The organism is Bradyrhizobium sp. USDA 4369, assembly GCF_054056435.1.
The window spans coordinates 5899080-5919609 of sequence record NZ_JBSRYH010000001.1; the positions used below are offsets into that span (position 1 = coordinate 5899080).

Here is a 20530-nt window from a genome sequence, read left to right on the forward strand (position 1 = left end):
GCTTGGTGAAGGATGGCGCGCGCCGAGACCGTCGTGATGACTGGGAGAGGCTCATGGCGCGCGTCCGGGCGAACAATGAAGGGCCCGATGGAAGCGCCCGGTCAGCCCGGACGCTCGAAATCTGTGGCGGTACGCTTGCTACATGAAAATGGGCGGACGAAGACGACTTCATCTCGCGCCCTCAATCCATCAGATTACCCCACAAGACGCAAGCGCTTTACGGATGTGTGCAAGCTCGTGGTCGCTTGCGACCACGTCGAGGATCATGGTCGTCACATTCTGCTCGGTGAATTGGCGCAGCCGCGCGCCGATCTCGTCATAGCTGCCGACGAGATAGGGGCAGTCGGCCTCGAAGGTCAGATAAGGCAGCAGCCAATAGCCGTTGTCATGAATGTCGCCGGTCTCGCCCGAATCCCTGAGGCGCCGCTTCCAGACCGAGTCGGTCTGCGCCATGCTGTAGTCGAGCAGGGCGCGCTTTTCGGCATCGTCCCGGAACAGCAGCGTCGCCTCGTGCCGCGCTTCATCACGCGTTGGCCGCGCGAAAATTCCGAGATTCATGCCGGGGGAGGTGATGCCGTGATCGAGGTCGGGCGGCAGCATCTGCATCATCAGGCAGCCGGTCTCCTGCGCGACCCGGCGCGCAGCGTCGGACTGTCCCGCGATCAGGAACTCCGGCATCAGTGCGGGCGGCAGAGACGGACGCAGCTGCAGATGTTCGACGCTGTAGAACTGCCCTTTGAACGTCAGGGGCCGTGCGCTGGTCAGAAGCCGCCGGACCACATGCACGAATTCGCCGAGCCGCGCATAGCGGTCGTCATGGGAGAGGGTCTCGCCGAGGCTTTGCAGGTCGCTCATGGCGGCGCCGGTGATCATGTTCAGAAACAATTTCCGGCCATGAAGAAGCGCCAGCGAAGAAACGAATTTCGCGACGGTGAACGGATGCATATAGGCCGGATTGACCGCGATCAACGGCGAGCACCGTTGAGTGTTCGCCACGATGTGCTGCGCCATCGGCCACGGTTCGACCACCGTGTCGTTGCCGGCGAACAGCAGGATGCCCGTCAGCTCGCTGTCATCGCTGAACCGGGCGAGGCGCAGCAACTGCTCGACATGATCGCGCGGCGGCAGATTGCGCGGGACGGTCGGAAAGATGCGAAGCGTCTTGCTCATCTGCCACCTCACCGGGGCGAATTGTTGGACGGACTCCGGGCGCGCGAATGAACGCCGTCAGGCTTCATCATAGAGCTCCGTTGCTTGCAAGCGGGTTTATGATGAGCGGTATTCGCAATTGCCGAATCGGGGCGAGCCGTGCTCCATCGCCAATGACGAGGCAGGGCCGCTCCGGGCCAGGATTGAGGCCATCGACCATGTGAAAGGCGTCCGGCACGTGCCGATGGCGTCACGCCGGACCGCTGTCTGCGCTTGGCCGCCAAAGATGACATCCCGCGACAAAACATGCTACCACGACATCGGGAAATGTTGCGCGGCGTCAACTTCGAGATGTCGCATCGTTCCGAACCGTCAGCTGACCCTGGCACATCATTCAACCGATCATCGAACCGCTCGACGGCCTCCTGAATTCTCGCGCCATGTTGGACCAAACCAAAGCGCAAGCTGGCGATCAGCCCGCTTCGCGGCACAAGGGCTTCGCCGGCGCCCTGACGAGAGCAGAGGCTCGGCTTGGCTTGAACCGGCGCTGGACGCCGCGGATCATCGTCCTGAGCGGCCTTGTGCTGGCGGTTCTGTGCGATGCGTTCGTCGCGCACATGCTCTCCGTCAACTATTGGGAGACGTATCGGACCATCAAGGGCGCGAATGGCGATCTGGCCCGCGCCCTCGAAGAATACATGCTGCGCAATATCCAGGGCGTCGATGTTCTCTTGAGCGGGACGATCAACGATCTTTCGAAGAACCCGGCGCTGCTGACCGCCGGCAACCCGGCTTTGATCAGCGAACTCAAGCAGAAGGTTGCGCCCTATCCGATCGCCCATGCGATCGTCGTGCTCGATGCCGATGGAAACCTGCTGGGCGACAGCCTCGGCAATGGCGGCCCGGGCCGGGAGCGGAATTTTGCCGATCGAACCTACTACAAGGCGCAGCGGGATGACCCCGGTCGTGGCCTGTTCATCGATGTGCCGGTGTTCTCCCGCGTTCGCGGCAGCCTCGTTCTTGCGGTCAGCCGAGCCTTCCTGACGCCGGAGGGGCGTTTTGGCGGCATCGTCTTCGTGCCGATCGACTATGAGAATCTGCGGCGGTTCTTCCTGTCGCTGAACGTCGGCCAGCGGGGCACCGTGACGCTCTACCGCGACGATGGCACGATCCTGCTGCGCACGCCGAATGCCGACGAGTTTGCCGGGCGCGACGTCCGCGCGAACCGCCTGTTTACCTATTATCTTCCGCAGGCGCCAAGCGGAAGCTTCGAAGGAAGCGGCATGACGGACGGCACCTCCCGGAGCATCAGCTATCGGCGTGTCGCAGGCATGCCGCTGGTGGTGACGATCGCCCGCGACCCGGTCGAGTTTCTGGCGGGTTGGAAGAACAATGCGCTGTATTACAGCGTCATCGCGGCCGGTCTCAATCTGCTGATCGCCGGCTTCGGCTTCGGCCTGGCGCGGCAATGGCGATTGCGCGCCACGTCGGAGCAGGCCTTGCGGGACAATCTGGAGCAGCATCAGCTGGTCACGGAGAACGTGCCGGCCTTGATCGTCCATGTCCAGGCGGATGGCCGCATCCGCTATGCCAACCGGGTCGCACGCGACTGGTATGCTGCGCCGTCCACCGAGGACATCTGCGGCCGCAAGATCGAGGATTTCATCGACCCCTCGCATCTGGGCGAGGCGAGACCGAAGATCGAGGCCGCGCTGGCCGGCCGAACCACGGGCGGCGAGGAGAAGACGACGTTTCCCGACGGCCGTGAACGCTGGTGCGAGACCATCAGGGTGCCGGATTGCCGCCAGGATGACACGGTGCGCGGCTATTTCGTGCTGTCGGTCGACATCACCGAGCGCAAGCGGATCGAGGATGAGTTGCGTCAGGCGCAGAAGATGGAGGCGATCGGACAGCTCGCCGGAGGCATCGCGCATGACTCCAACAACATGCTGGCGGCGACGCTCGGCAATCTCGATCTCTTGCTCGATACGCTGCCTCCGGCCGAGGTCTCCGCCCGCAGCCTGGCCGAGCGCGCCGCGGAAGCGGCGGAGCGGGTCGCCGATCTCAATCGCCGCCTGCTGGCATTCGCGCGCAAGCAGACGCTGCGGCCGCAGGTCACCGACGTCAACCAACTGGTCTGCGCGATGACGACGATCCTGCAGCGGACACTCGGCGAGACCATCGAGATCGAGGTCGCGCAGGACCCGAAGCTGTGGCAGTGCCTGATCGATCCGACGCAATTGCAGAACGCGCTGCTCAATCTGGCGCTGAATGCGCGGGATGCGATGGCCGGCCAGGGACGACTGACGATCACGACCGCAAATGCCGTGCTCGATCAGCCGCTCGATGATGGCGACGAGCGCATCGGCCCCGGCGAGTACGTGACCATCGCGGTGGCCGACAGGGGCACCGGCATGCCGGCGGAGATCGCGCGCCGTGCCTTCGAGCCGTTCTTCACCACCAAGGAGTTCGGCAAGGGCAGCGGTCTCGGGCTCTCGATGGTCTATGGCTTCGCCCGGCAGTCGGGCGGCACCGCCGTGATCGCGAGCCAGGTCGGGCAGGGCACCCAGGTCACGCTGTACCTGCCGAGCGCCGGGCCTGGGGGAAGCGGGGAGGCGCGCGCCGGCACGACGCGGCAGAAGCGGCCCGACCGCGCCGAGCGGATCCTGGTGGTGGAGGACAATCCGCTGGTCGGCGCGATGGCCTCCACCATGCTGTCGTCGATGGGCTACAGCCCGGTCGTCGTCGTCCATGCGGCCGCGGCGATCGCCGAATTGGAGCAGCCGGAGCCGATTGCTTTGCTGCTGACCGACATCGTCCTGCCGGATGGCGTCAACGGCATCGACCTCGCACGCCAGGCGCGCCACAGATGGCCGGAACTGCCCATCGTCTTCATGTCCGGCTTCGCCGACCCCTCGCTTGTCCCCGAGGATTTCCGGGCCACGACCAGGCTGCTCGCCAAGCCGTTCCGGCTCGGCCAATTGTCGGAAGCGATCGTGTCGTCCCTGGCCGGCCGGCTGGCGACAGGACCGCGACATGAGCCCGGCGATATGACCCCCGAGCGATGATGATGTGATCCGCGCGTCGCCATGCTGCCTCGCGGCGCAGATGCGTCCGAGTTGGGCCGGTCGTCTCGCCCTCGAAATGACAAGGGCGCGGGGAATGCCGGGCGCTGGCCGCACCCATGGCCCGCCTGCGGAAAAAAGTGCAGGCGGCAGGAACCACAGGTTCAGCCGAGACGTCCGGCATTCCCCGCACGATGGTTGGGCGGCTTATACGTCCTCTCCCCGGGGACCGGCTGTCTTGCCCCCGTCGCCCGCGCAACGCGACCGCGTTGTTGCGAGCTTGGCCTCAGCATCGGGAGGCCAGGACCCTACGATTTCGCCGGCGCGCCGGCCCCGTTCGTCGGCATGCCCAGCATGCTGCGAGACCCACGCGCCCACCGCATCCCACCCCGCGTGCCGTGACGATCGCGATACGCCCCTCGTGCCGAGGCAGGACGGGGGTAGAGAAGCATGAGTTTCGGAAAAACGAAAGCGGAATATTTTCTCTGGCGGGACTGGACAGTGGGTAGGTCGCTGAAACGTCTGGAGAAACAAACGTCCTTCTGCATTCTTGAAGCGCGAGGAATCTCGCTGTCGTGGAGCAGGTCGAGAATGGACGCGGGGCTTATCGCCGCTCAGCACGCGAGGCGTCGTCTTGAAAACGCGGCCAAACTGATTCAGCCGATGTGGCCAGCGACGAGGCCGCTTCGATTCCGAGCTTACACCGCATCCTTCTTCGCGATCCGGTGCAACTGCTCGAACAGATCGGCCTGCTCGCTCGTGCACAAGCACACGCCCTGCGCGGACTCCGTTTCGCCGGCGTTGAGGTAGGCGTGGCCCATGGTGCTGTCGAGATAGATGCCGTCGCCCTCGTGCAGGATCTCGGGGGCGTAGAACTCGGTGTGCACGGCGATGGTGCCGCGGGTCACCAGGAAGTACTCCTCGCCGCTGTGGCGGAGCAGGGGACCGAACTCGTCAAGCGTGCGTGCGCGCACCTCAGCGATCATCGGCACCATGCGTTTCCCGATCAGATCGGTGCACTGATAGACGTAGGTGTAGAACCTCGTGTTCACCACCTGGCCCTGGCCGGCGCGGCTGATGCTGCGGCGGGCGGTGACGGGGCGGCCGGGCTCGGAGCGTGATGCGGCCGGGCTGAACAGCTCGGCGATGTCCATCTGCAGGCCCGAGGTCAGCTGCAGCAGCTTGTCATAGGTCAGCGACATCAGACCGTTCTCGACCTTGGACAGGGTCGACAGCGCCATGCCCGTCTTCTCCGCCACCTGCTTCAGGGTCAGCCCGCGCGCCTGCCGGGCCGCCTTCAGGCAGAGGCCGAGCTGGGAATGAGGGCTTTCGGAGGCGGACTCGCTGACAGCGGTATCGGTCACAGGGGACTCCGGAAAATCCGTTAGCGGATCGCGTTTCTCGTTGCGCAAGGCGGACGGCTAATCTCGCGCGAAACACCAGCCAATTCAATCAGCTGCCTCGACCGTCGGCGGTCATGCATGAGCAGCGGTGGAACATTGCGTTTTCACATCGTGCATTTGATTTCTTATATGCTAAATAGTTTTCCGAAACGGAAAGAGAAGTCCCTTGGCATCGATTTGCGACAACACCGCCGGCGAGCTGGTCAAGCTGCTGAAAACAAAGGAGATCTCCCCCGTCGACCTGCTCGATTCGTGCCTCGAACGGATCGCCGTGGTCAATCCGGCGGTCAATGCCGTCGTGACCCTGGACGAGGCGGGGGCCCGGGCGGCGGCCAAGGCCGCCGAGGCCGAGCTCGTCAGGGGCGAGGACAAAGGGCCGCTGCACGGCCTGCCGGTGCTGATCAAGGACACCAAGGACACCGCGGGGATGCGCTCCACCTATGGCAGCCCGATCCTGGCCGACAATGTGCCGGTGGCCGACCAGGCGTCGGTGGCGCGGCTGCGCGCGGCGGGCGCCATCATCTTTGGCAAGACCAACACGCCGGAATGGGCGGCGGGCGGCAACACGCGTAATCCTGTGTTCGGTGCGACCGGCAATCCGTTCGATCCGCTGCGCTCGGCCGCCGGCTCCTCCGGCGGCTCGGCAGCGGCGCTCGCCTGTGGCATGGCGCCGCTGGCCTCGGGCTCCGACACCGGCGGCAGTCTGCGCAATCCGGCCGGCTTCTGCGGCATCGTCGGCATGCGGCCGTCCTACGGGCTCGTCGCCAGCGACAAGCGCGCTCATGGCTGGTCGTGCCTGTCGACCGACGGGCCGATGGCGCGCAATGTGGCCGACACGGCGCTGATGCTGTCGGTGATGGCGAGCGACGATGCGCGCGATCCGCTCGCCTACACGCTGCCCGGCGAGGCGGTGCGCGGCGCGCCCTCGCGCTGGGCCGTGCCGCCGACGGTCGACCTCGGCAGGCTGCGCCTGGCCTTCACCGAGGATTTCGGTTTCGCGCCGACGGAAGCGCTGATCCGCCGCGCCTTTCGCGCGCGGGTGACGCGCATCGCGCCGCTGTTTGCGGAGGCCAGCGAAGCCACGCCGGATTGCAGCGGCGCCGACGAGACCTTCGCGGTGCTGCGCGCCTCGCTGTTCCTCACCCAGCATGGCAAGAACTATCGCGAACGGCCTGAGATGCTGGGGCCGAATGTGCGCGCCAATGTCGAGGAGGGGCTGTCCTACAGCCTCGAGGATTTTTCGCGCGCGGCGGCCAACCAGACCCGGATCTACCGCGCCTATCAGAGCTTCTTCGCCGCGCATGACGTGCTGATCAGCCCGACCATCACGCTCAGCCCGCGGCCGTGGTCGGAGCTCTATCCGGCCGAGATCGACGGCGTGCCGACCAGATCCTACTTCCATTGGCTGGCGCTGGCCTATGCAGTGACGCTCGCCGGCCATCCCGCGCTGAGCCTGCCGCTCGGCCGCGACGAGAACGGTTTGCCGTTCGGTCTGCAGATCGTCGGCCCGCGGGGCGGCGATGCGCTGGTGCTCGGCATTGCCGCGGCCCTGGAACGGGCTTTCGCTGACGACGCCGAATTGTGCCGGCCGCAGCCGGATCTCGCCAGGCTCGCCGCGCTGCCGGCGCTCGCCCAGGCACCCGGCTTCATGGCGTGGGATTGAAGCGCGCCGTCATGATCAACACTATCTGGAGATAGCGATGTCCGATTCACCCTCCTGGCCGTTCTCGCTGATGCGCCGCGCCGGCGGGCTGGTGTTCCTCTCGGGTGAGGTGCCGGTCGCCGATGACGGCACCATCCCGGAAGGAATCGCGGCGCAGACCGACCTGACGTTCAAGCTGATCGGCGAGACGCTCGAAGGCGACGGCCTGTCGCTCGACGATGTCGTGTCCTGCATGGTGCATCTCGCCGACAAGGCCGATTTCGCGGCGTTCAACGAAGCCTATCGCAAGCATTTCAAGGATCCGCTGCCGGTGCGGACCACGGTGCAGGCACAGATGATGGCGGACGTGAAGATCGAGATCACGGTCGTCGCGGCGGCGCGAAGCTGAGAGCAGGAGTGATGACGATGCGAAGCGCGATCGTTCTCGGAGGTGGCATGGTCGGCGTCGGCACGGCGCTGCATCTGCAGAGCCGTGGCTGGTCGGTCGCCGTGGTCGACCGCAAGGAGCCGGGCCGCGAGACCAGCTACGGCAATGCCGGGATCATCCAGAGCGAGGCCGTCAGGCCCTATGCGATGCCCTATGATCTCGCCGGTGTCCTCGACATCGCGCTGGCACGCACCAACGACGTCCATTATCAGCTGACGGCGCTGCCGTATCACATGCGGCCGCTGCTGCAATATTGGTGGAACTCGTTTCCCGCCCGGCACGAGGTGCTGACACGCACCTATGCGCAGCTGATCGCGCGCGCCGCGCCGGAGCATGAGCCGCTGATCACAGCAGCCGGCGCCGGCAATCTCGTGCGTCGCGACGGCTTTCGCGTACTGCACCGGAACCAGGCGCAGTTCGACAAGGAAGTGAACGACGCCGAGGCCGTAGGCAAGGCGTTCGGCGTCAAGTTCAAGGTGCTCAGCGCAGGCGAGCTCGCCAAGGCCGAGCCCGGCCTCAACGACAGCGGCATTGGCGGGCTGCATTGGCAGGAGCCGTGGACCGTGTCCGATCCCGGCAGCCTGGTGACGTCCTATGCCGAGCTGTTCGTGCGCCGCGGCGGCAAGCTCTTGCGCGGCGATGCGACCACGCTGGCCCAGCAGGGCAGCGGCTGGAGCGTCATCAGCGATGAGGGGCGGATCGAAGCCGAGGCCGCGGTGGTGTCGCTCGGGCCGTGGTCGCCGACATTCCTGCAGCGCTTCGGCTATGACATCCCGATGGTGCGCAAGCGCGGCTATCATCGGCATTACAGCGGCGGAGCGCCGCTCGACCTGCCGCTGCGCGATGCGGCGTTCGGCTATCTGATGAATCCGATGGCCAAGGGCGTGCGCATCACCACCGGCGCGGAGCTGTCGGCGCCGGACGCCGAGCTGACGCCGGTGCAACTCGGCAAAGCCGAAGCTGCGGCACGGCAGCTGATCGATCTCGGCAAGCCGGTCGAGCCGCAGCCCTGGCTGGGCACGCGGCCCTGCATGCCGGACATGCTGCCGGTGGTCGGTGAGACCGCCCGGCACAAGGGGCTGTGGCTGCATTTCGGCCATGGTCATCAGGGCTTCACGCTGGGGCCGGCGACCGGCCGTCTCCTGGCCGAACTGATGAGCGGCGAAGCGCCCGGCGTCGCGGTCGATGCTCTCTCGCCGGCGCGTTTCGGTGCCTAGGTGTGGAGCCTCAGGAGGTTGTCCTCGGTTAAACCGAGTCTGCTGATAGGCGGCTGGGAGTTTATGCCGCCGTGAGGCCGGTGCCAATTATACTGGTGCAGCCAGATGGGCAGTTGCGCGGCGCGCTGATCGGAAGTGGGATAGGTGTGTGCATAAGCCCACTCCCGGAGCGCTGTCTGGATAAAGCGTTCAGCCTTGCCATTGGTTCTGGGCGTGTAGGGCTTGGTGCGGATATGCTTGAGACCAATATCGCGGCAGGCCTTATCGAAATCGAAGCCGATATAGCAGCCTCCGTTGTCAGTCATGACGCGGGTGACGGTAACGCCCAAGCTCTTGTAGTGAGCGACAGCGGCCTTGAGAAACGCAACAGCACTCTCGGCGGTCTGATCCGGCTTGAGCTGTGAAAAAGCGACACGGGAGTGGTCATCGATGCAGACATGCATGTACTCCCAGCCAAGACCGCGACAATGACTATAACCGTTCCGATTACCGGTGACGCGATGGCCGCTTTGCGCGAAACGGCCGAGCTTTTTGATATCGATATGGATCATCTCGCCGGGCGCAGCGTGCTCATAGCGACGCACCGGTTCGATCGGCTCCAGATCACGGATTCGGTTCAGCCCCAGCCGTCGCAGAACGCGGCTGACCGTGGCCGGCGACACCTTAACCTCAGCCGCAATCTGCTTGCCGGTGTGGCGCTGACGGCGCAGAGCCTCGATAGCGGTACATGTGGCAGCAGTGGTTTGGCCTGGCGATGAGTGCGGTCTGGAGGAGCGATCGAGCAATCCCTCGACACCTTCCTCGCGGAACCGCCTCACCCATTTGGCTACGGTCTTCGGCGTCGTATTGTACTGGTAAGCAGCTTCAGCATAGCTCAGCCCACCGTCTACGACACTGCGCACCATCGCCTCTCGACCTTTCGGTGTCATAGGCGCATTCTTGTGGACGTCCATCTGGTCTCTCCTTGGAACACTGAAGCTTCGCAACCTCAGCTTCCTCGGTTCAGACCGGATGGACAACCTCCTGGAAGACCACACCTAGGCGCGTCCACGCACGGTTGTTGCGAAGCAATGTTCGAAAAGGAGTGATCTAAATAGGCTTCAATTGCCGGCTGCAAAGCTCAGCCAGTCGTTTACCAAGCGAGCCGGTCGGTTCTGTCAAAATCTCCCACTTCACGAATTCGCAAGCCGGCGCTCCTAGGGTCGCGCTGGTTGGGCCGGAACGCGGGGGCGAACGCGGTTCGTGAGTTCTGTTGTCGGCCAGTGATCCAGACATCATGTGGGGTAAACAGATGAACTTCGCGGGCCTAGCCTACCGCTTCGTTTCCAATTTCGTATTTCTCGGGGCCGTCTATATGAGCCTCAACTACATCGAGAAATATCAGAACCGTGCGGTTCTTGCGTTGGTCATCCTGCTCTATGCCGGCATGCGTGCGGTCACGGTCGTTCGCTCGTTCCACTTCTTCGGGCGGATCGAAAAGCTCGAAGGCGATGTTCGCCGCCTCGCCGGCATGCTCGGCGATGGTCCGGTCAGTCAGGTCGTCAACAAGCAGACCATGAACGATGTCGGCTCGCTGCGGCGCGACGGCGAGAAGAAGTCCTACATGGACCTGTTCTTCCTCGCAGCCGCCGTCATCCTCTGCGTCAGCAAGCTCGTCACCAACTGATCACGCACCCGCAGCGATACGCCCGAGCCCCATCAGGCGATCTCGGGCGAATCCTGCAGACGCGCCTCAGCGCCGCTTCAGGCTGGCCATGCGAACCGGGCGCGGCGCGGGCTTCACGGCCGGACGCTCGACGCGGGCGACCTGACGGCGCTGCGCCGTCAGCAATGCCAGCGGCGCTGCGGGTGGCCAGACGAACAGATCGGCCGAGGGAGCCGGCAAGGCGGGTGCAGTCGCGATCCGCGACCCCAAGGCTGGGCGCGGCCATGCCGGTTTGGGCGCCGCTCGCGATGCCGGCAATGGACCGAGCACGCCGAAATCATCCAATGTCGCGCGGGCACGGGTGTCGGCAGCAGCGAGATCGACCGGCGTAATCGCAGGCCATTTGGCGACCGGCGTCTCATCGGATGGACGATGCACCAGCCAGTCATCGGGTTCGGTGGGCGTGGCCGGACGATCCGGCGTCGCCGGCACCACATGCACGATGCGATAGCCCTTGGCCTTCAACTCGGCCAGGATCTTCGGGAGCGCGGCGACGGTGCGGGCGTGAATGTCGTGCAGCAGCAGAATGCCCTTGCCGCGCGCTTCCAAACGCTTGATCGCGAGCTCATAGACCTTGCTGCCCGAAATGCTGCGCCAATCGTCGGCAAGGAAGTCGGCGCTCCACATCTGCAGACCGAGCGCGCCGGCATAGCTCTCGACCGCCTCGCCGCGCAGCAGGCCGGGCACGCGGAAGAACGGCGACAACGCCGAGGGATCGCTGAGCGCGGCCGCGGTGGAGGCGATGCCCTGATCAACCTCGGGCTTGACCTGGTCCAGCGTCATCCGGTTGAAGCTCAGCGGATGGTTCTGGCTGTGCGTGCCGATCGTGTGGCCGGCCGCCGCGAGCTTGCGCACACCTTCGGGATCCGCCTTGGCCTGGCGGCCGATCGTGAAGAACGTCGCCTTGACGCATTCATCGGCGAGGATCTGCAGCACCTGATTGCTGTATTTCGGCAGTGGACCATCGTCGAAGGTCAGCACCACCTCGTGGTCCCGCAGCGGCAAGGTCTCCTTGTACTGCATCGCGCCGATGCGCGGATGCTCATGCGGATCGACAACCAGGACGCGCGACGTGCCGAGCGCATTGGGATGGCCGGGACACTCGGCCGCAGCGGCCCCCGGGAATCCCAGGCCTGAGCCGACAGCGGTCAGGGCGCCGAGCAGCAACGCGACCCATGACGATGGCGATCCGACCCAAGCCCACGCACGATCACGCATCACGCTGCCCGCATTCTCTGTAATGGCCAGACTCCGCTGGGTCAGGCGCTTCGATGGTCCCGGATATATCGTGGACATCACACCGCGCCACAAGGAGGAAGGCATAGCAGGGATGATTGGTGGCGGCGACATCACATCGCCTTGCGTTCCGGTTTGCGCATGGCTGTTGCCGGTTTGCAAGCGCCGCACATCGTTCCAGCCTAGCCGGCGCGCCTGAACGGTGGATTAACCGCCTTCCAGGGGCGGCGTGGCCGCACCGGACGGTGTTTCGCTGTGCTGTTGCGGCTGCGCGTCGGCCTTGGCCGGCACCACATGGACCACGCGATAACCGTGTTCCTTGAGATAGCGCAGGAAGGCCGGGAGCATCGCGGCCGTGCGTGGTTGCGGATCGTGCAGCAGGATGATGCCCTTGCGGGCCTGGTTCAGCCGGCTGGTGAGCAGCTTCAGGGTCTGCTGTGGCGACATCGGGTTCCAGTCGCTGGCCCAGAGATCGGCGCCGAACACGGCGATGCCGCGGGAGGCCAGGAGATCGAGCGCAGCCGGCGTCGATTCGAAATAGGGGAAGCGGAAGAACGGCGTCGACGGCGTGGTGGTCTCGATGCCGTTGAGCGCCTTCTCGTCGGCTGCGATGCCGCGATCGATCTCCTCGACCGCTTGCTCCGGCGTGATGTGCGCAAAATGCGCATGCGTGAAGCTGTGATGGCCGATCGTATGGCCCTCCGCCGCGATCCGCTGCACCAGCGCGGCGCGGCCAGAGGCCGGCTTGCCGACCAGGAAAAATGTCGCGCGCACGCATTCCCGGGCGAGTGCTGCGAGCACCTTGTTGGTCATAGGCGGCGAGGGGCCGTCATCGAAGGTGAGGACCACTTCGCCGTCATGCAGCGGCAGCGTGTCAGGGAAGCTCTTCAGGCCGACCCGCGGATAGTGCTTGGGGTCCACGCTCAGCACGCGCGAGGTGCCGAGAGTGCCTTCGCGCGGACAGGCTTCGGCGGACGCAGCCGCGGCGCAGTGCCCCGCAAGCAGCGCGGCCGCCATCGCGGCTGCATTTACCCATCCCACCATCCGTCGCGTCCGAGGCATCTTTTCCCGTTGCGCTCGCTGTTGCCCATTATGTAATGCGTGAAAGCACAAATCAGACCAATTGCTCTGCATTCCGCTCGTGAGGCACGTCATGAACGAGACATCGGACGTTGCCCCCCCAGGTGTGACTCTATCCGATCGCGCCGCGATGCGCACCGATTCCGGCGAGATTCGCACTGAGTTCATCGACGCCATCACGGCGGCGATTGTCGCCGAAAACGAGGCGTTCCTGCGCGCGGAAGTCGCCGAGTTGCACGAGGCGGATCTCGGTGACCTGATCGCCGCGCTCGCGCCCGAGCAGCGCGTCCGTCTGGTCGAGCTGACCGGCACCGATTTCGACTTCTCGGCACTGAACGAGGTCGACGATTCCGTCCGCGAGGAGATCCTCGAGGAGCTGGAGCCTGCGACCGTCGCCGAGGGCGTTCGCGAGCTCGAGTCCGACGATGCCGTCGAACTGCTGGAGAGCCTCGACGAAGAGGACAAGGAGGAGATCCTCGAGCGGCTGCCGCCCTCGGAGCGCGATGTCCTCGAACGCAGCCTGGATTACCCCGAAGGCTCGGCCGGCCGGCGCATGCAGAGCGAGTTCATTGCGGTTCCGCCGGCCTGGACCGTCGGCCAGGCGCTCGACTACATGCGCGAGACGCCCGACCTTCCCGAGCGCTTCTATGAGATCTATGCCGTGGACGAGGCGCGGCACTGGCAAGGCGCGGTTGCGCTCGACGCGCTGCTGCGCGCCCGGCGTCTCGCGCCGCTCGCCGAACTGATCGACGAGGATCGCCGCCGCGTCACCGTCACCGACGATCTCGCCGAGGTGGCGCGGCTGTTCGGCAAGTACAATCTGGTCGCAACCCCGGTGGTCGATGCCGAGAACCGGCTGGTCGGCGTCATCACCATCGATGATGTCGTCGACGTGATCGAGGAGGAGGCCGATGAGGATTTCAAGGCGCTGGGCGGCGTGTCGCGCGACGAGGAACTGTCCGACAGCTTCTGGACCATCGCTAAGGGCCGCTTCAACTGGCTGCTGATCAACCTCGCCACCGCCTTTCTGGCCTCCTCGGTGCTCGGGCTGTTCGAAGGCCAGCTGCAGCAGATGGTGGCGCTTGCGGTGCTGGCCCCGATCGTGGCGAGCCAGGGCGGCAATGCCGCGACCCAGACCATGACGGTCGCGGTGCGGGCGCTCGCCACCCGCGAGCTCGGACCGAACAATGCCATGCGCGTGGTCATGCGCGAGGCGCTGGTCGGCCTCGTGAACGGGCTCGCTTTCGCGCTCATCACCGGCATCGCCGCGGTCGCCTGGTTCAAGACGCCGGGTCTCGGCATCGTGATCGGGCTCGCCATCATCTCCAACCTCGTGGCCGGCGCGCTTGGCGGCATCCTGATCCCGATGGTGCTCGAACGGGTACGCGCCGATCCGGCCGTCGCCTCTGGAACCTTCGTCACCACGGTCACCGACGTGGTCGGCTTCTTCTCTTTCCTGGGTATCGCGACGCTCTGGTTCGGTTTGAAATAAGCCCACTGTCCGAACGACTTATATCGTTAATCCAGCCTTAACGCGGCTCGGCGACACTGTCGTCCGAGACGGAGTCGGATCATGCAACGCTTACGGCTGAAGGCAGACGGACGAATCGTGGAGCTGCGCGACGGCGGCGAGTTTCCGCTGGCGCCTGCGACCACCGCGCCGGTCGCGCCACTCGAAGTGCGCGATCTCCGGCGACGGGTGCACCTGACCCAGCAGGAATTTGCCGCCAAGCTCGGCGTGCCGGTCGAGACGATTCGCAATTGGGAGCAGGGCAAGCGCATGCCGCGCGGACCCGCCCGCGCTTTGCTCACGGTCATTGCGCATGCCCCCGATACCGTGTTCGCGGCCTTAGCTAAGACTTAAGCTAAAAACCGGCCGAGCGTGGCACGGTTCGCGTGTGGCATGCATAATGTTGCACGTATCTGGAGTGCACGGCCATGCTGATGATCGAGGCCAATGGTGCCAGGATTCCAGCCCTGGGTCTTGGGACCTGGGAGTTGCGCGGACGCACCTGCGCCCGCATCGTCGAGCAGGCGCTCACGCTCGGCTATCGTCACATCGACACTGCCCAGGTCTATGAGAACGAGCAGGAGGTCGGGGAGGGCCTGCGCGCCTCACGCGTCCGGCGCAGCGAATTGTTCCTGACCACAAAGGTGTGGACGACGCATTTCGCGCCGAACGATCTCGAACGCTCGACCAAGGAGAGCCTGGTCCGGCTGCGCGTCAGCGACGTCGATCTGCTGCTGCTGCACTGGCCGAATTCACACGTGCCGCTGGCCGAGACGCTCGGCGCGCTGGCGCATGCCAAGACGCTTGGGCTGACGCGAAATATCGGCGTGTCGAATTTCACCGTCGCTCTGCTCGACGAGGCTGTGGCGCTCTCGCCGGAGCCGCTGGTGTGCAACCAGGTCGAGTATCACCCTTATCTGGAGCAGACCAAGATCCGCGAGGCCTGCGCGCGGCACGGCCTCGCCATGGTCGCCTACAGTCCGATCGCAAAGGGCAAGATCAGGAATGATCCAACCCTGACCCGGATCGGCCACGCCCACGGCAAGAGCCCGGCGCAAATCTGCCTGCGCTGGCTGGTGCAGCAGAACGTCGTGGCGATCCCGCGGACGTCCAAGATCGAACGGTTGTCCGAGAACCTCGACGTGTTCGATTTCGAGCTGTCCGAGCAGGACATGACCGACATCTTTGCGATGGGCAGCGCGGGGGGACGGATGACCGACTTCGCCTTCGCGCCCAAATGGGATTGAGGGCGGCGCCCGCGTCTTTATGCTACAGCGCGATGTGACAGGGAGCGGCCGGCGGGCCGCACGGCGGCTGGCGCCGTGGGCCCTGTCCATGATCGGGGTGATCGCGCGCTGCGCGCGTTCGCTCAGGCGCGGATGTAGTGAAGCAGCATGGAACGTTGGCAGTTCATCCGTTGGGGCATCGCTGCGTCCCTGCTGGCGCACCTTCTGATCGCTGGCGGGATCGTGGTCTCGACCGTGGTGCGGCCCTACGAGCTGCCGAAGGCCGACGAGGTGCCGGTCGATATCGTCGATGCCGACGAGCCGCAGAAGACGCCGGAACTGCCGCCGCCGTCGCCCACGCGTGATTTGACCTTGCCGCAGCCGGCGGCCACTCCGTCGCCCACGGCCGCTGCTCCGCCGCCGGCCGCCCCGCCGCCGCAGGATGCCAAGGAGGCAGCCAAGGAAACGGCCAAGGAGACGCCCAAGCCCCCGATTCCGCCGGAGGCGCAGCAGCAGCCTTCGCCGGTGCCGTCCTCCAAAGCCGAGACGAAGCCTCCGGCCAAATCACAATCGAAAGCCGCCGACGCCAAATCCGCAACCAAACCGGTGCCGGCTCCCTCACCAAGTTATGTGCCTGCGGAGCCCGATCTCACGGTCAAATATGGCGTCATGCTTGGGCTGCCGGCACCGCTCGCGCCGCTGCCGCCGGCGGGCGATGGGGCGGGCGACGATGCCGGGCCGACGGCGACCACGAATCTTGCCGAAGATCTGGTCGCCGTGTTTCGCCGCCATCTCAAGTCCTGCGCGCGTCTGCCCGCCACGGTGTCTCCGGCCGACAATGTGATGGTGAAGCTGCGGGTGGCGATGACCCCCGATGGGCGACTTGCGGCCGAGCCGTTGTTGATCGCCGGCACCGCCTCGGTCAAGGCGCTGCAGCTGAAGCAGAGCGCGATGGAGGCGCTGGCGGCCTGCCAGCCTTATGCGATGCTGCCGTCATCGCGCTATCGCGAGTGGAAAGTGCTCGAATTGTCGTTTTCGCCGCAGGATTTCGGCGGCTGATCGTCGACGCCGTCGAGGCCCGCCTGTATGCGTGCTGCAGTCGGCGCGCGTGCCGCGTGTGAGTCCGCGCCGGCTGGATGTTGGACGAGGACGGAGATGGCGACATGACGCTGAAGCTGGTGGTCGGCAACAAGAACTATTCCTCATGGTCGATGCGGCCATGGCTAGCGCTGCGCGGCTGCGACATCGCCTTCGACGAGATCGTGATCCCGCTCTACACCGACGATCCCGCCGACAAGGCGCGCATCCTCAAGCATTCGCCTGCCGGCAAGGTGCCGGTCCTGATCGATGGCGCGGTCACGGTGTGGGACTCGCTTGCGATCATCGAATATGTCGCCGAGCGCTATCCCGAGGTGAAACTGTGGCCGAGCGAGGCGGGGGCGCGCGCTCACGCGCGCTCGGTGTGCGCGGAAATGCATTCCGGCTTCCAGGCCCTGCGCAACGAATGCCCGATGAATCTGCACCGGCCGGTGCGCCCGGTCGATCTTTCTGCAGATGCGAAGGCGAATATCGCGCGGATCGAGGACATCTGGCGTGACTGCCGCGACCGTTTCGGCAGCGGGGGCCCGTTCCTGTTCGGCCGCTTCGGCGCCGCGGATGCCATGTTCGCCCCGGTGGTCACCCGTTTCCACACCTTCGCGGTTCCGGTCGTGGCCGAGACGCGGGCCTATATGGAAACGATGATGGCGATGCCGGCTTTCGTCGCCTGGGTCGAGGCCGGGCTGGCGGAGACATGGATCATCGAGCGGGTCGAGAAGGTCTGACCGGCGGGGGGGCGGCCGGTTCCCGGTCGCGCCTGTTAGTCCGGGAATACCGGTTACGGCGCCATCTCGTTGAAGAAGCTTGCAATCTCCGCGTTGCCGGGCGGGAGTCCGCTGGTCAAAACCCGCTCCGGCGTGCTATAGACGTCAATGTTATAAAGACACGCCGGCCCGGGCAGCGGGACCAGGGGCTCTTGCCGGCACGCGAGCAGGAGAGGGCGTTGAAACACAAGTTCCCGATCGGGACGACGGTCTATTTCACCGCGAGCAACGTCTCGCGCCCGGCGGCCAGCGGCACCTATGAGATCGTCCGGCAACTTCCGACAGAAGGCGACGACTGCCAGTACCGGATCAAAAGCTCGACGGAAGCCTTTGAGCGGGTTGCCAGAGAGAGCCAATTGGCCTTGTCTTGAAGAGGCTGGCGGCGTCGGCGGACGCGGCCGGTCGGTGATCGAGAGGCGGCAGTGCCGCGGCGCAGCCTGTCGCTGCCAAGCCTGAACGCGACCGCGGTGCGATCGCGTTGGGGATAGCGGGTAGCTGCGCACCATCCTGTGCCCGCAACGGGCCTGGAATCGTCTTATCATGGGGCGGGGCCGTGATGGATGGGTGATAGTTTGGGAATGGTGATCGTTTCACGGGCGCCCCATCGCAGGACGCCATCAGGGCCGTTCTCGACGGCCCGCGGCAGGAATCAGCGCGCATGACTTCGATCTGGCCTTCCTCGTTCGACCAGCTCTTGAACTCACCGGCTTTCCCGATGTGGCTCACCGTGGCCGCGGCGGGCTTCTTCGCCCTGATCGTGCTGGCCACCCTGCTCAGGGCCGAGAAGTCGGTTGCCAATGGCGCGCTCACGGTCATCACCTTGCTGGCCGTCGGCATCGCGGTGGCGTCGATGATGCGAAGCCAGGATCAGGGCGCGCGGGGCGGTAGCGATCCCGCTTCGACGGCCTCCGTCAGCTTTTCGCCGCCGGGCCTCGCTTGCGTGGATGATCTCGCCGGTGATCTGGTCTTGTCCAATTGCGAGAAGAACCTGTTCGGATCGCCGGAGATGACGGCCGCCGCCGTCAGCTATGCCGCGGCGATGCTGAGCCGCCTCGCCCAGGCGGGCGACCTCGCGAGCGCCAACAAGGTGATGACCGCGGAACTGCTCGCGCTGCGACGGGCGGTGGAGCGCGACCGCTATGGCCTGATGGCCTATGTGCTGCTGACGCGCGACCGCTGCACGCCGACCGATTGCGTGATGTTCCGGGCGGTCAGCGATCGCCAGCAACTCGTCAACAACATGGAAGGCCGGACCTATGAAGGGCTGGTGACGCGCTACGCCTCGCAATGGAATGCGCCGGCCGCCCAGACCGCCCAATCGGCCGCCGCAGGGACTTTCGCCGGCATGGCAACGTCGGCGCCGACCGGCAAGCCGACCAACGCGGAGTTCCCCAGCTCGGCCAACACGCCCGCGGTCAGCATCATGAATCCTGAGCCCACGGCCTCGACGCGCTCGGTTGCGCCCGCGCCGGCGGCTCCGAAGCCACCCACCCAGCTTGCTCCTGCACCGGCACCGCCGCCGACCGTTGCTGCCAGCCATGCCCAGGCGCCCGTCGGGGCCAAGAAGGCAGCACCCAAGCCGAAGCCCGCCGCTGCCGCTCCGCAGGCTGCGCCGGAGGCTGCAGAGCCCGCCGCGAACAATGAATAAGGCTGGTCGAACCGCGTCATGCCGCTGCATCTGATCAAGCTGGCCGTCGGCTGCGAGTCGGTCAAAGAGCTGAAGGAATGGATCGCGGAGCGCATGCTCGCGGCCAAGAAGAAGGGCCTGCCGCAGCAGCATGTCCATGTCACGCGTATGACCCCGAAGCGGGTCGACGAGATCCTCGCCGGCGGCTCGCTCTATTGGGTCATCCGCGGCGAGGTCGCCGCGCGTGAGAAGATCGTGGGCATCGAGCCCTTCCGGGATGGCGACGGCATCGGGCGTTGCCGCCTGATCATGCAGCCGAAGGTGATCGCGGTGTCGCCGCGGCCGATGCGGCCGTTCCAGGGCTGGCGCTATCTCACCCCCGAGGACGCGCCGGCCGATCTCGGCAAGGCCAGCGCCGCGGGGCTCGAAGCCATGCCGGAACCGCTGCGGCGCGAGTTGCGCGATCTCGGGCTGCTGTAGCGCAGCCTCTACACCGCGATGTTGTCGATGAGCCGCGTCGTTCCAATCCGGGCGGCGACGAGGATGCGCCTCGGCCCGGACTCGTGCTGCGTGACAGGGGCCAGCGTCTCGGCGTGGCGCACCTCGAGATAGTCCAGGTCGAATCCGGCTTGGGTGATGGTGGCGGCGCCGTCACGAAGGGCGTCCTGCATGTCGCCGCCGGCGCGCAGCCGGCTCGCGAGTTCCTTCAGCGCACGGTGAAGTGTCGGAGCGACGCGGCGTTCGTCTGCACTGAGATAGACATTGCGCGACGACATCGCGAGCCCGTCGCGTTCGCGCACCGTACGCGACCCGACGACGCGAACGCCGAGGTCGAGATCGCGCGCCATCTGCGTGACCACACGGAGCTGCTGATAGTCCTTCTCGCCGAAGATCGCGACATCGGGACGACATTGTGCGAACAGCTTCGCCACCACGGTCGCAACGCCGCCGAAGAAGTGAGGGCGAAAGCGATCCTCGAGTCCGGCCAAGGCTGGGCCTTCCGGCACGATCCGGGTCGTGAAGCCATCCGGATACATCGCCTTGGCGTCAGGGTGCCAGATCAGATCGACGCGCTCGGCCGCGAGCTTGGCAACATCCTCCTTCCAGGTGCGCGGATAGGCACCGAAATCCTCCGTCGGCGCGAATTGAGTCGGATTGACGAAGATCGAGACGACGACCTTGTCGGCGCGGCGCTTCGCCTGTCGCACGAGCGAGATGTGGCCGTCATGCAAGGCCCCCATGGTGGGCACGAGCGCAACGGTGGCCTTTCTCGCGCGCAGGCTGTCGAGCTCGCGGCGAAGCGCGGAAAGACTGCGGGCGACACATGGTGTTCGTGACATTTTTGCTCGGTCTCCAGGGA

The 20530-nt window shown here is 65.6% G+C and carries 19 protein-coding genes; 13 read left to right on the forward strand and 6 right to left on the reverse strand.

Features of this window, described 5'->3' with window-relative positions:
* Nucleotides 1–189: 189 nt before the first annotated feature.
* A complete protein-coding gene (locus ACVIJ6_RS26750; protein WP_456775152.1) occupies nucleotides 190–1170 on the reverse strand; it encodes an LLM class flavin-dependent oxidoreductase in 981 nt (326 codons plus the stop codon).
* Between the two features lie 419 nt (nucleotides 1171–1589).
* Here ACVIJ6_RS26750 and ACVIJ6_RS26755 point away from each other — a divergent pair, with 419 nt between their 5' ends.
* On the forward strand, nucleotides 1590–4217 hold the full coding sequence (locus tag ACVIJ6_RS26755) for an ATP-binding protein (RefSeq protein WP_456775153.1): 2628 nt from the start codon (nucleotides 1590–1592) through the stop codon (nucleotides 4215–4217).
* A gap of 695 nt (nucleotides 4218–4912) precedes the next feature.
* Here the strand turns inward: ACVIJ6_RS26755 and ACVIJ6_RS26760 are convergent.
* The gene (locus ACVIJ6_RS26760; RefSeq protein WP_456775154.1) at nucleotides 4913–5578 is read right to left on the reverse strand and encodes a helix-turn-helix domain-containing protein; all 666 of its coding nucleotides are present in this window, start codon (nucleotides 5576–5578) and stop codon (nucleotides 4913–4915) included.
* Nucleotides 5579–5783: 205 nt separating this feature from the next.
* Between ACVIJ6_RS26760 and ACVIJ6_RS26765 the strand changes: the two genes are divergently transcribed.
* The 3 genes from ACVIJ6_RS26765 to ACVIJ6_RS26775 are packed head-to-tail and all read left to right on the forward strand — an operon-like array spanning nucleotide 5784 to nucleotide 8924.
* Nucleotides 5784–7280 carry an amidase gene (locus ACVIJ6_RS26765; RefSeq protein ID WP_456775155.1) on the forward strand — a complete coding sequence of 499 codons (1497 nt, stop codon included), beginning with the start codon at nucleotides 5784–5786 and terminating at the stop codon, nucleotides 7278–7280.
* 37 nt (nucleotides 7281–7317) lie between these two features.
* Nucleotides 7318–7668: a RidA family protein gene (locus ACVIJ6_RS26770; protein WP_456775156.1), complete on the forward strand. Its 351-nt coding sequence runs from the start codon at nucleotides 7318–7320 to the stop codon at nucleotides 7666–7668.
* Between the two features lie 17 nt (nucleotides 7669–7685).
* Nucleotides 7686–8924: an NAD(P)/FAD-dependent oxidoreductase gene (locus ACVIJ6_RS26775; RefSeq protein WP_456775157.1), complete on the forward strand. Its 1239-nt coding sequence runs from the start codon at nucleotides 7686–7688 to the stop codon at nucleotides 8922–8924.
* On the opposite strand, the gene ACVIJ6_RS26780 is transcribed toward ACVIJ6_RS26775, so the two are convergent.
* Nucleotides 8921–9877, reverse strand: coding sequence for an IS481 family transposase (locus ACVIJ6_RS26780; RefSeq protein ID WP_456775158.1), 957 nt, complete (start codon nucleotides 9875–9877; stop codon nucleotides 8921–8923). The two genes, ACVIJ6_RS26775 and ACVIJ6_RS26780, sit on opposite strands and share 4 nt — an antisense overlap.
* A gap of 338 nt (nucleotides 9878–10215) precedes the next feature.
* On the opposite strand from ACVIJ6_RS26780, the gene ACVIJ6_RS26785 reads away from it, so the two are divergent.
* On the forward strand, nucleotides 10216–10590 hold the full coding sequence (locus tag ACVIJ6_RS26785; protein WP_456777090.1) for a hypothetical protein: 375 nt from the start codon (nucleotides 10216–10218) through the stop codon (nucleotides 10588–10590).
* A gap of 66 nt (nucleotides 10591–10656) precedes the next feature.
* On the opposite strand, the gene ACVIJ6_RS26790 is transcribed toward ACVIJ6_RS26785, so the two are convergent.
* Both ACVIJ6_RS26790 and ACVIJ6_RS26795 read right to left on the reverse strand, forming a co-directional pair.
* The gene (locus ACVIJ6_RS26790) at nucleotides 10657–11847 is read right to left on the reverse strand and encodes a polysaccharide deacetylase family protein (protein WP_456775159.1); all 1191 of its coding nucleotides are present in this window, start codon (nucleotides 11845–11847) and stop codon (nucleotides 10657–10659) included.
* A 225-nt stretch (nucleotides 11848–12072) separates the two neighbouring features.
* Nucleotides 12073–12909: a polysaccharide deacetylase family protein gene (locus ACVIJ6_RS26795; RefSeq protein WP_456775160.1), complete on the reverse strand. Its 837-nt coding sequence runs from the start codon at nucleotides 12907–12909 to the stop codon at nucleotides 12073–12075.
* Between the two features lie 109 nt (nucleotides 12910–13018).
* On the opposite strand from ACVIJ6_RS26795, the gene mgtE reads away from it, so the two are divergent.
* From mgtE to ACVIJ6_RS26835, 8 genes are all read left to right on the forward strand, one after another.
* Nucleotides 13019–14437 carry a magnesium transporter gene (gene mgtE, locus ACVIJ6_RS26800; RefSeq protein WP_456775161.1) on the forward strand — a complete coding sequence of 473 codons (1419 nt, stop codon included), beginning with the start codon at nucleotides 13019–13021 and terminating at the stop codon, nucleotides 14435–14437.
* Between the two features lie 81 nt (nucleotides 14438–14518).
* Nucleotides 14519–14809, forward strand: coding sequence for a helix-turn-helix domain-containing protein (locus ACVIJ6_RS26805; RefSeq protein WP_012044798.1), 291 nt, complete (start codon nucleotides 14519–14521; stop codon nucleotides 14807–14809).
* 74 nt (nucleotides 14810–14883) lie between these two features.
* Nucleotides 14884–15702 (forward strand): aldo/keto reductase, encoded by an 819-nt coding sequence (locus ACVIJ6_RS26810; RefSeq protein WP_456775162.1) that lies wholly within the window; start codon nucleotides 14884–14886, stop codon nucleotides 15700–15702.
* 147 nt (nucleotides 15703–15849) lie between these two features.
* Entirely contained in the window at nucleotides 15850–16740 is an 891-nt protein-coding gene (locus ACVIJ6_RS26815; RefSeq protein WP_456775163.1) for a hypothetical protein, read from the forward strand.
* Nucleotides 16741–16844: 104 nt separating this feature from the next.
* A complete protein-coding gene (locus ACVIJ6_RS26820) occupies nucleotides 16845–17504 on the forward strand; it encodes a glutathione S-transferase family protein (RefSeq protein ID WP_456775164.1) in 660 nt (219 codons plus the stop codon).
* Nucleotides 17505–17722: 218 nt separating this feature from the next.
* On the forward strand, nucleotides 17723–17914 hold the full coding sequence (locus tag ACVIJ6_RS26825) for a hypothetical protein (protein ID WP_012044794.1): 192 nt from the start codon (nucleotides 17723–17725) through the stop codon (nucleotides 17912–17914).
* A gap of 287 nt (nucleotides 17915–18201) precedes the next feature.
* Nucleotides 18202–19191 carry a hypothetical protein gene (locus ACVIJ6_RS26830; RefSeq protein WP_456775165.1) on the forward strand — a complete coding sequence of 330 codons (990 nt, stop codon included), beginning with the start codon at nucleotides 18202–18204 and terminating at the stop codon, nucleotides 19189–19191.
* Between the two features lie 18 nt (nucleotides 19192–19209).
* On the forward strand, nucleotides 19210–19650 hold the full coding sequence (locus ACVIJ6_RS26835) for a DUF1489 family protein (RefSeq protein ID WP_456775166.1): 441 nt from the start codon (nucleotides 19210–19212) through the stop codon (nucleotides 19648–19650).
* A gap of 8 nt (nucleotides 19651–19658) precedes the next feature.
* Here the strand turns inward: ACVIJ6_RS26835 and panC are convergent, their stop codons facing one another.
* Nucleotides 19659–20510, reverse strand: coding sequence for a pantoate--beta-alanine ligase (panC, locus tag ACVIJ6_RS26840; RefSeq protein ID WP_456775167.1), 852 nt, complete (start codon nucleotides 20508–20510; stop codon nucleotides 19659–19661).
* Between the last annotated feature and the right edge of the window lie 20 nt (nucleotides 20511–20530).

Coding starts and splice junctions, on each gene's coding strand:
- ACVIJ6_RS26815 (WP_456775163.1), top strand. CDS start 15,850: ATGGAACGTTGGCAGTTCATCCGTTGGGGCATCGCTGCGTCCCTGCTG.
- ACVIJ6_RS26770 (WP_456775156.1), top strand. CDS start 7,318: ATGTCCGATTCACCCTCCTGGCCGTTCTCGCTGATGCGCCGCGCCGGC.
- ACVIJ6_RS26805 (WP_012044798.1), top strand. CDS start 14,519: ATGCAACGCTTACGGCTGAAGGCAGACGGACGAATCGTGGAGCTGCGC.
- ACVIJ6_RS26780 (WP_456775158.1), bottom strand. CDS start 9,877: ATGGACGTCCACAAGAATGCGCCTATGACACCGAAAGGTCGAGAGGCG.
- ACVIJ6_RS26830 (WP_456775165.1), top strand. CDS start 18,202: ATGACTTCGATCTGGCCTTCCTCGTTCGACCAGCTCTTGAACTCACCG.
- ACVIJ6_RS26795 (WP_456775160.1), bottom strand. CDS start 12,909: ATGGTGGGATGGGTAAATGCAGCCGCGATGGCGGCCGCGCTGCTTGCG.
- ACVIJ6_RS26790 (WP_456775159.1), bottom strand. CDS start 11,847: ATGCGTGATCGTGCGTGGGCTTGGGTCGGATCGCCATCGTCATGGGTC.
- ACVIJ6_RS26820 (WP_456775164.1), top strand. CDS start 16,845: ATGACGCTGAAGCTGGTGGTCGGCAACAAGAACTATTCCTCATGGTCG.
- mgtE (WP_456775161.1), top strand. CDS start 13,019: ATGAACGAGACATCGGACGTTGCCCCCCCAGGTGTGACTCTATCCGAT.
- ACVIJ6_RS26750 (WP_456775152.1), bottom strand. CDS start 1,170: ATGAGCAAGACGCTTCGCATCTTTCCGACCGTCCCGCGCAATCTGCCG.
- ACVIJ6_RS26785 (WP_456777090.1), top strand. CDS start 10,216: ATGAACTTCGCGGGCCTAGCCTACCGCTTCGTTTCCAATTTCGTATTT.
- ACVIJ6_RS26755 (WP_456775153.1), top strand. CDS start 1,590: ATGTTGGACCAAACCAAAGCGCAAGCTGGCGATCAGCCCGCTTCGCGG.
- panC (WP_456775167.1), bottom strand. CDS start 20,510: ATGTCACGAACACCATGTGTCGCCCGCAGTCTTTCCGCGCTTCGCCGC.
- ACVIJ6_RS26810 (WP_456775162.1), top strand. CDS start 14,884: ATGCTGATGATCGAGGCCAATGGTGCCAGGATTCCAGCCCTGGGTCTT.
- ACVIJ6_RS26775 (WP_456775157.1), top strand. CDS start 7,686: ATGCGAAGCGCGATCGTTCTCGGAGGTGGCATGGTCGGCGTCGGCACG.
- ACVIJ6_RS26835 (WP_456775166.1), top strand. CDS start 19,210: ATGCCGCTGCATCTGATCAAGCTGGCCGTCGGCTGCGAGTCGGTCAAA.